At 62.1% G+C, this 9,382-nt stretch carries 5 protein-coding genes and 2 pseudogenes; 3 read left to right on the top strand and 4 right to left on the bottom strand.

The features are described from left to right. Positions 1–520: 520 nt before the first annotated feature. From GOALK_RS12175 to GOALK_RS12190, 4 genes are all read right to left on the bottom strand, one after another. A complete protein-coding gene (locus tag GOALK_RS12175; RefSeq protein ID WP_006359124.1) occupies positions 521–1,435 on the bottom strand; it encodes a metal-dependent hydrolase in 915 nt (304 codons plus the stop codon). 590 nt (positions 1,436–2,025) lie between these two features. Next, complete coding sequence (locus tag GOALK_RS12180) at positions 2,026–3,576, bottom strand: flavin-containing monooxygenase (RefSeq protein WP_042378920.1); 1,551 nt, start codon at positions 3,574–3,576, stop codon at positions 2,026–2,028. A 279-nt stretch (positions 3,577–3,855) separates the two neighbouring features. After that, positions 3,856–5,370 (bottom strand): 4Fe-4S binding protein, encoded by a 1,515-nt coding sequence (locus tag GOALK_RS12185; protein ID WP_042378911.1) that lies wholly within the window; start codon positions 5,368–5,370, stop codon positions 3,856–3,858. Between the two features lie 31 nt (positions 5,371–5,401). After that, entirely contained in the window at positions 5,402–6,442 is a 1,041-nt protein-coding gene (locus GOALK_RS12190) for an AurF N-oxygenase family protein (protein ID WP_006359127.1), read from the bottom strand. A gap of 406 nt (positions 6,443–6,848) precedes the next feature. On the opposite strand from GOALK_RS12190, the gene GOALK_RS12195 reads away from it, so the two are divergent. The 3 genes and pseudogenes from GOALK_RS12195 to GOALK_RS12205 all read left to right on the top strand — a co-directional run. Then, a complete protein-coding gene (locus tag GOALK_RS12195; protein ID WP_230461842.1) occupies positions 6,849–7,343 on the top strand; it encodes a MarR family winged helix-turn-helix transcriptional regulator in 495 nt (164 codons plus the stop codon). After that, positions 7,344–8,973: pseudogene (locus tag GOALK_RS12200) on the top strand (MDR family MFS transporter). A 202-nt stretch (positions 8,974–9,175) separates the two neighbouring features. Next, positions 9,176–9,382 (top strand): annotated as a pseudogene (locus GOALK_RS12205) (IS3-like element ISPfr13 family transposase); the annotation flags it as partial.

The raw sequence follows: 9,382 nt of genomic DNA on the forward strand, positions 1-9,382 counted from the left end.
TTCGTCGCAATCATAATCTGAGCCCAGCCGGAATTGCGGCCGATCCACACCCGACGTGACCGCTCGGGTGTCAGTAATCTAAAACCCCCCGCCCACCCCGGTGGGCTAGCCCACCACCAGCGCGATTCAGACCTCCCTTTTCAGTGCGGCCTCGTTGAATCCAGAGGAGTGAATCGCCCGGCTTGAAAAGCTCGATTAGGCGGTATCCGGCTTCTGCTGGGACCGGATTTCACGATGGTCGGTGATCGTCGGGTTCGACCAGTAGGCGGTCTCGGATTCGATGGGTGGACGTTCGATCTTGCCGCGTAGGCGGCGATGGTTGAGTCATTCGATGCTAAGTGCTCCGGCCCCGGGAAGGCCCCATAAGAGACGAAACCCTGATCCCGTCCATGCCCGACTTCAACCCTCCCGTGCCATCAGGAAATAGCCAGCCAGTGAGGTTATCTCGATCAACGAGCACCCGACGATTTCGCCGAGAAGATGGTTTCCTTGCCGTGTTGACCCGAAAGGAGGCCTCAGCTCAGCGCCGCTTGCTTGCACCAACAAGGTGGTCCGCCAAAATACCTTGGTCACCGAACAGCTCCGATCCCCAGGTCTCGAGCAAGTGCACTGTGGGGTTGTCGCTGGGATGGAACCCGCGCCGTGTGTAGGTTCCCAACTCACGCAACACATCTCGGTTTATCCACGGGTTGGTGCGCATAGCCGCCACGCTGCGTAGAACACGAGCGGGGTTGTACGTGGCGCGATCGGTGAGCATCGACGCCAGCGTGGACACGGTCACGAGCCCCAGGAACGTGATGTGGATGCCACGCATCGTGCCAATACGCAGAGCTTCACTGCCACCGATGGCTCGGTAGACGTCGAACGCCACCGCTTTGTGCTCGACCTCCTCGTAGGCGTGCCACAGCAAAAGCCCTCGCATTTCGTCCGAGGTGAGCAGACTGCGCGCCTCAGGATTCGTGAGAAGCAGAGAGGCCAGGGTCGCCGTGTAATGCTCGAGGCCTGCGGTCATGGCCAACGAATATTTATGTGGCGCATGGCGATAGATCATCGCCAACGCCCGCTTGGTGAGGCGGTCATTGAGCCTTGTGGGGTAACCCATCTCCTGGAGACGCTCGTTGATCTCTCGGTGCTCGCGTCCGTGTGTCGCCTCTTGGCCGATGAACCCGTCGACTTGAGCCCGCAACGTCGGATCGGTGATCTCATCCTTGTAGTACTTGACTGACCGGATGAAAAAGTCCTCGCCTTCGGGGAAGACGGACGACAGCATGGATACGACGTGACTCATTATCAGGTCGTCGGAGACATAGTGCCGGTTCATAGCGCCCTGCGGATAGGAGAACTTTATCCGCCGCGCACGTATGGGCGTCCCCGCCTTGGTGTCGGCCACCCCCGCGTCGTCGACGGACGAAATAGCGCGTTCGTTCCCGTTCATGCTGACCTCCGGTCGTGCCGCGAACCAGAGTATGTGTTGGCGGTCACAAGTATATCCGAGTATCGGTCTGCATGGACGTGTTGTCAATGGTCGAGCAGCCCCATTCAGCCCCGAAGTGAGTACCGCGCGGGGGGCGCTCAGGCAGGCCCCTCGGCTTTACCTACGCCCGTCCACCTACGCCCGGACCCCCGATCGGGCGATCCCGATGCCAGATCTGCACGCTGCGTTGCAGGCAATGCGCGCGGACATCGCCTGTGGAGAGGAGATCGCTTGAGGACGATCTCAGGGAGCCGCATACCGCTATCCGCGCTCGGTCGCGCCGGCGATCACCGATAAGCAGCACCACCGGTGCGATCTTGCAGTTACCGCCTCACCACACCCCGGCCCCACCCAAACAAGTGGTGGTTGCGGAGCAGCGATTGAGCGCCTGAGGATGAGTGCAGTGCAATGACGAAGCCGACGATCATCGCCAGTGCACCGATCCGCGTCGAACCCGACGGCGACCCGTCGTGAAGACGTCGTCGAAGTCCATGGGCGCAGGTTACGCACTTCCTTTAGGCTCGGGCGGGGGTTGCCTTGCGGTGTCGTCCTCAGGCGCGAATGGCGGTGCCGCTCGGGCTCGGTGTGGCCGGGCGGTCCCCGGCTCGGGCGAACCGCAGGACGTCGTCGGCGACGTCGCCGCGGAGCAGTCGACGGTCGGTGTAGTAGCTCATGGACATGACCCACGGGGCCTTCAGTCCTTGCTTTGGGAACGTGTCCAGCGATCGCTGAACGTAACCGGCAGCGAAGTCGAGCAGCGGACGGGTCTGCATCGACGGATCGGCGACCGCCCACACACTGTCGTATCCGTGAGAGTCCATGTAAGCCAGCAACTTACAGAAGTATTTACAGAGCAGGCCGATCTTTAGCGTCCAGGACGCATTCGTGTAGCCGACGGCGAGTGCGAAATTAGGTACGCCGGACAGCATCATGCCCCGATACACAACTGAGTCGGTCAACGATACGACGCGACCGTCGACGCTGAGTTCGACACCGCCGATGAGCTTCATGTTGAGGCCAGTCGCGGTGACTATGATATCTGCTTCTAGTTCTTCTCCGCTCGCGAGCAGAACACCGGTCTCGGTGAACCTGTCAATGCGGTCGGTGACGATCGACGCCTTGCCGGATCGAATGGTGCGGAACAGGTCGGAGTCGGGCACCACGCACAGCCGCTGATCCCACGGGTTGTAGGGCGGATTGAAATGAGTATCCACGGGATACCCCTTGGGAAGCTGGAACTGATTGATCTTACGGATCGCCCGGCGGGCCAGGCTAGGGAAGCGTACGGATAGATCGAAGGCCAGCCGCTGCTGGGCGACGTTCTTCTCGCGCGTGAGTGCATATCCACGCTTGTCGCCCAACACCTTCCGGAGGAAGTTCGCGATGACGTCCTCGCGTGGTAGCGGGACGATGTAGGTGGGCGTTCGCTGCAGCATCGTCACATGAGCGGCGCGCTCGGCCATCGCCGGCAACAGCGTCACCGCCGTTGCGCCGCTACCGATCACGACGACACGTTTGTCTGTGTAGTCCAGATCCTCCGGCCAGTGCTGTGGATGGACGATCTGTCCCTGAAAGCGTTCGCGCCCGGCGAAGTCCGGAGTGAAGCCCTCGTCGTAGTCGTAGTATCCGGAGCCGCAGAAGATCCAGCGCGCACTGATATGGATCCGTTCGCCGCTGTCGGCACGGTCGATGGACACCAGCCATCGCGCGTCGTCGGAGGCCCAGGACGCCGATACCACCCGGTGCTCGTACCGGATGTGATCGGACAGACCGTTCTCGTCAATCGTCTCGTGCAGATAGTCAAGGATCCGAGGGGCGTCCGCGATGGCCTGCTTGTCGGTCCACGGCTTGAACTCGTAGCCGAAGGTCTGCAAATCGGAATCCGACCGAACCCCCGGATATCGGAAGAGGTCCCACGTCCCGCCGGGAGCGCTCCGGGCTTCGACGACGGTAAACGTCTTCGCTGGGTGTTCGGTCCGCAGATACCGCGCAGCTCCGATGCCCGATATGCCGGCACCGATGATGAGGACGTCGACGCGGTCGGTGGTCGTTAAGGTCACGTGGGCTCCTTTGGTTGCTGATGCTGACACAGTGTCCAGCATGCACCGTGTCTAGCCACTGGTTTCACCGGGTTGGATGCACCACGTCGGCTGATCGGCGAGGTCGCGGCGGTGTTCTTTCCTCCGGAACGGGTCCGGGTCAGTGCCCAGGTTTACTTCTCGTGTTCGTGGTACGGGGCGGCACCGAGATCAAGAACGGGCCAGCGTTGTCGGGTCCAGCGTTGTCGGGTACGGACCTGAGTCGGTCCGGGATGATCTGCCACCGCACCAAATTCTCAAGGCCAAATCCTCAAGAAAGCGCCGTCCAGAGAATGCGGACCACTAGTGCAGACGTCGGCCGGATTCGAGGTCGGCGAGCAATGACGAGACGGTCTCGGCGGAGTCGGTCTTGTTGGTGCCGATGAATCCCGACGGTCCGCGTTTGATCCAGCCGGTCACGTACATTCCCGTCACCGGATCCGCTCCTGACAGCACACGGCCTTCGGCATTCGGGATGACCCCGCGTGCATCGTCGAAGGGCAGGCCCGGCACCGCGATCCCGCGATAACCGACCGAGGTCAGGATGAGTCCGGCATCGAGCACCGACGTCTCGCCCGTGGTTTCGATCCCGGCCGCGACGCCCGCATCGTCGATCACCGGACGGTTGCGGCCGATCCTCAATCCACAAGCCCGGCCATCCTGCCCGGCAATGACTTCCAGCGGCGAACTGAAGAACGCCAACCGGATTCGACGGCCCTTCGGCGCGGGACGGGCAGCGCATTCGGCGAGGAGATCGAGCTTGGCCCGCAGCGTCATGTCGAGGTCGTGCGCCGCAGGTGATGCCTTGTCGAGATCAGCCGGATCGACGGTGACGGCAACGCCGGAATCCACCAAGCCGATCATCTCGGGCAGGGTGAACGCCGCATGTAGGGGGCCGCGCCGACCCATCACGACGATCTCGCGTACGTTTGACCGCCGCAGTTCGGCCAACGCGGCCTGAGAGATCGAGGTCTCGGCGAGCGATTCGGGATCCGCCACGAGGATCCGCGCGACATCGAGGGCGACGTTGCCGTTGCCAACGACCACAGCACGTTCGGTGGAGAGATCGACGTCGAGGTCGGTAAAATCAGGATGGCCGTTGTACCAACCGACGAACGATGTGGCGCTCGAGACGCCGACGTGGTCGATGCCGGGCAGCGTGAGTGGCTTGTCGGTGGGTGCGCCGCCCGCCCAGATCACTCCCTGGTGACGCGAGCGCAGCTCGGCGAGGGTGATGTCACGCCCCACCTCGGTGTGCAGCAGGATCTCCAGGCGCGGGTTGCGGGCGATGTCGTCGAACAGTCGCATCACCTTCCGGGTGTTCAGGTGATCGGGGGCGACACCGAATCGCACCAACCCGAACGGCCGGTCGAGGCGCTCGTACATGGTGACCGAAATCTGCGGCTGACGTAGCAGTTCGTCGGCGGCGTACATCGCCGACGGCCCGGATCCGACGATGCCGATCGACACACGCTCGTCGACGGCGAGCTGATGGGGATGGCCGATGGGTGCGAGCGGCAACCGACGCGACGGGTCCACCGGAAAGCGAGCGGTCCAGTCGGCGGGGTGTTGATACTGAGCGGCGTTAACCTTGGCAAATCTTTCCTGCCCGACTGGCAGACGGTGGCTTGGAAAAATCGCACCGACGGGGCATGCGCTCACGCAAGCACCACAATCGACGCAGGTCGCGGGATCGATGTATAGCATTTCGGCGATGCCGAAATCCGGTTCTTCGGGCGTTGGATGGATGCAGTTGACGGGGCACGCGTATACGCATGACGCGTCCCCACAACACGCCTGGGTGATGACGTGGGACATGGTCTCGGTGAATACCCGCGCTCCGTGCCGCTCAGGCCGAGGTGTAGATGGGTTCGCTGCGGAAACGCGAAGGGCGACCGCTGATTCCGAGTGCACGCCACAACATGCGCGCCACCGGATTCATCAAGCCACTCTGCTCGCCGAGCATGCGGACGTCACCGAAGGTGTTTCTCAGGAACCGCTTCGATTCGGGGGACCGCCAGAAGCTGTCCTTCATGACCTCGCCGGGGATGTCGAATCGCTTGGCGAAGCTGCGCGGCGGAACGATGATGGCGTTGCACAGGACGCGCATTATGATGGGCAACATCAACGACATCATGAACCGCTGGAACCGGCCGCGCTGTGGGACCTGTTCGCGGATCAGGTGATGCGCGAAGGATATGTGGCGTGCCTCTTCGGCGACATGGAGCTGCATCACCGCCGCCATCGTTGGATGAAGGTTGGCGCGCGTGCGCAGAAAATCCTTCTGGATGTGATCGATCGGTTCTTCGCCGCCGAGCACCCCCAAGAAGAAGAGAGTAGGAAATACCGTCGACAGCAGCGGGACAAATGGCGAGATGAGGCGGAAGCCCACCTTCGCTCCCGGCACATCCATCCCAGTGCGATTGACGAACTCCTGGAACATCAGAGTGTGGTTGCACTCTTCCTTGCATTCATGCGTCGTATACCGGAATTCACGTGCCCCGTTGGGGAGCTTAAAGCTGTATTGCATGAGCCCGCGGATGAGAATTGATTCGAACTGCAGTCCGACCTTGGCAACGTTGGCCTGCCGCCACATGCCGATCTCGATCTGCTTCTCCTGCGGAAGCTGCTGATACCACGGATGTCGGCCGATTGGGTCGACCTCAGGTGAAAGGATCCACCGCGGGTCATTGTCGATGATCGCCATGTCCGGCGCGTCCCAGTCGATGTCGATGTAGGGATCGAAGTTGCGGTGGACAGACGCCGCGGACAAGTCGTCGAGAACCTGGACGTAATCGTGATCGGTACCGGTCTTGTCGTGCTCGGGCACGTACCGTGCCGGGGCGGGCTTGCGGGTGTCCGGAGAGGTTGGTGTCAATGCACTTGTCATCGTCGCTCCTTCGGGTGGCGCCGGATCGGACCACAGCGATACTTCCCTTTCCAGATTATTTCGACGACCCACTATTTGTCAACATTCGATGTCACGTTTGGGGCCGTGTGATGCCTGGTCGGCGCAGCCGCTGACGGGGGTGCCGCCGAGGTATCCGGTACGGAGCCCGTTGTGTCAGTGATGTACCTCGATGCGCTGGTGTCAAGGTCGAAGATGGTGCGCATGTACGAATAAGCACGCACACGATATTGGCCCCGACAGGGGCTGGTGGCATGTGCTGGGATCTGGATCCAGCCGTGACCAATCGAGTACAGGCAATGCTCGTTTTGGCCGGAAGTGGTGCGGGCCACACTAGTTGATTTCAGCATGCAACTTATGTAAGTTGTGTAACGCAATCATCTATTGAGTGGAGAAGGTGGTCATGGCGGTCTCAGCGCGAACAGCGATCGAGCTGATTGACGAGCTGTATCTGATGGGGCGTGCGTTCCGCGGGGCGGTGGCGGACGAGAGTCCGATCCTGCCAGGTGGTCTCGGTGTGCTCATGGCACTGGAGGCACGAGGACAGTGTCGCCAGAACGAGTTGGCATCGGATCTGTGCATCAGCCAGTCGGCGCTGAGTCGGCACGTGACCGAGTTGGTCGCCGAGGGATACGTCGCCCGCCGTCCAGATCCCGGTGACGGGCGGGCCACGCAGTTGCTGACGACGAGTGCAGGTCGCGAGCTCCTCGATCGAACGAGGGCTGCGCGTGCCGAGTCGTTACAGAACGCACTCGACGACTGGGACCAAGCAGACGCGCATGCGGCCAGCAGCGCCTTTCGCAAACTCAGAGCTTCATTGACCAGATACGCGCACCGGGCCGATCGGCCGGTACAATCTAAAATCACAGTAAAAGGGGTCTAGATGTCAAGTTCAACCGAGGCGGTGGCGAAGCCAGATCCATACGCGATTCGCACCGGGAAATCCTCGAGGCGATGGCCGGGTTGCTCGCAGCGTTGTTCACCGCTCTGCTGAGCACAACGATCGTCGCGACCGCCCTGCCGACGATCATCGCCGATCTGAAGGGGTCGCAGACGGCTTACGCCTGGGTCATCACCACCGCCTTGCTCGCCAACGCGGCGTCCACGCCGATCTGGGGCAAGCTGGCCGACATCTTCAGCAAGAAGATGCTTGTCCAAAGCTCGATCATCATCATCTTCGTGGTCGGCTCGATCATCGCCGGCGTGGCTCACAATGTGCCGATTCTCCTCGCGGCGCGCGTTGTCCAGGGCATCGGCATGGGCGGGCTCACCGCGCTGGTCGTGGCGATCATCGGCAGCATCGTGTCTCCCCGTGAGCGTGGCCGGTACTCCGGGTACATGGGCGCCACGATGGCGGTGGCTTTGTCCGGCGGACCAATTCTGGGCGGCGTCATCGTCGACAGCCCACTGGGCTGGCGCTGGTGTTTTTTCGTCTGCGTACCACTGGCAGTGATCGCGTTCTTCCTCCTCCAGAAGACCATCCGCATCAAGACCGAGCGCGCCGAGAACATCTCCATCGACTGGCTGGGAGCCACTCTGCTCACCGCAGGCGTCTCCGTGCTGTTGATCTGGGTCTCGTTCGCGGGCAAAGCCGGATACTACGACTGGGTCTCTCAGGAGTCCGCGATGTACGTCGGTGGCGGACTGCTCCTGCTGGCAGGCACCGTGCTGGTGGAATCGCGAGTCACAGCGCCGATCATCCCGCTCAAGATCGTGACCGAACGCACCACCGACTCGCCATCATCGCGTCCATCGCAGTGGGACTGGGGGTGTTCGGTTCGACGACGTTCCTGGGACAGTACTTCCAGACCGCGCGCGGTTTCTCGCCGACGATCGCCGGAGTTCTCTCGATTCCGCTTGTCATCGGAATGCTGATCGCGTCGGTGGGATCGGGGCAACTGATCACCCGATTCGGGAAGTGGAAGGTGTTCATGGTGACCGGTTCGTCCCTCCTCATCGCCGGCTTCGCACTGCTGGGGACGATCGACCACGCGACCAGTCTGTGGTGGGTGAGTATCTTCATCCTGATCGTCGGGCTCGGCACGGGCATGTTGATGCAGAACCTCGTGCTGGTGGTTCAAAACACGGTCAGCGTCCAGAACATCGGCGCGGCGTCGAGCAACGTCGCGTTCTTCCGGACCTTCGGCGGCGCAATCGGCGTCTCGGTCCTCGGGTCGGTCCTGGCCACTCGCGTGACGGATCTCTCATCGGGCGGCCTTGCTCGGCTCGGGATCACAGGTGGCTCCGCCGGCGGCAACCTCGACATCGACTCACTGCCGGACCCGGTGGAATCGATCATCCGAGTCGCTTACGGTGACGCAACAGGGCGGATCTTCCTGATCGCAGCTGCGGCAGCGGTGGTGGCGCTGATTGCCGTGTCGCTCCTGCCCAACCGGCCGCTGCGTCGGACGATCGACCTCGACTCGACACCTGACGGGACCCAATCCGAACCGTTCGGCGACTCCGAGTCAGCCGATCGAGACGACAACGATCGCGCAACCGACAAGGTCTGACCGGACGTCAACAACCGGGCATCCGTGCACACGCTGTTTCACGGGTGCCCGGTTGTCTCGTTTGAGGAGTTCCCTATTCCTAAGCTAAGTGGGTCCACTGCCATAAAATGGTAGGGATGGGGCTGGGGGTCGGAGGTTCGGAGGACCATTGAATCACCCCAGCTTTGATGCCGCTTCCTTCTGAGTCAGGAAGGATGAGCATATGCCTAAGAAAATCGATCCGGAGGTCCGTTCGAGGGCCTTACGGTTGCTGGAGGCGCACGGCGGGGAGTACACGTCGTTGACTGCCGCGGCAGAGGCGATCGCCAAGCAGGTCGGCGTCGGCGGGGAGACGGTACGTCGGTGGGCCGTACAAGCCCAGGTCGATGCCGGCGCCCGCGCGGGGACCACCTCGAAGGAGTCCGCCGAA

It is taken from the genome of Gordonia alkanivorans NBRC 16433 (assembly GCF_000225505.1).
Classification (GTDB): domain Bacteria; phylum Actinomycetota; class Actinomycetes; order Mycobacteriales; family Mycobacteriaceae; genus Gordonia; species Gordonia alkanivorans.

Coding starts and splice junctions, on each gene's coding strand:
- GOALK_RS12175 (WP_006359124.1), bottom strand. CDS start 1,435: ATGAACGGGAACGAACGCGCTATTTCGTCCGTCGACGACGCGGGGGTG.
- GOALK_RS12180 (WP_042378920.1), bottom strand. CDS start 3,576: ATGCTGGACACTGTGTCAGCATCAGCAACCAAAGGAGCCCACGTGACC.
- GOALK_RS12185 (WP_042378911.1), bottom strand. CDS start 5,370: ATGTCCCACGTCATCACCCAGGCGTGTTGTGGGGACGCGTCATGCGTA.
- GOALK_RS12190 (WP_006359127.1), bottom strand. CDS start 6,442: ATGACAAGTGCATTGACACCAACCTCTCCGGACACCCGCAAGCCCGCC.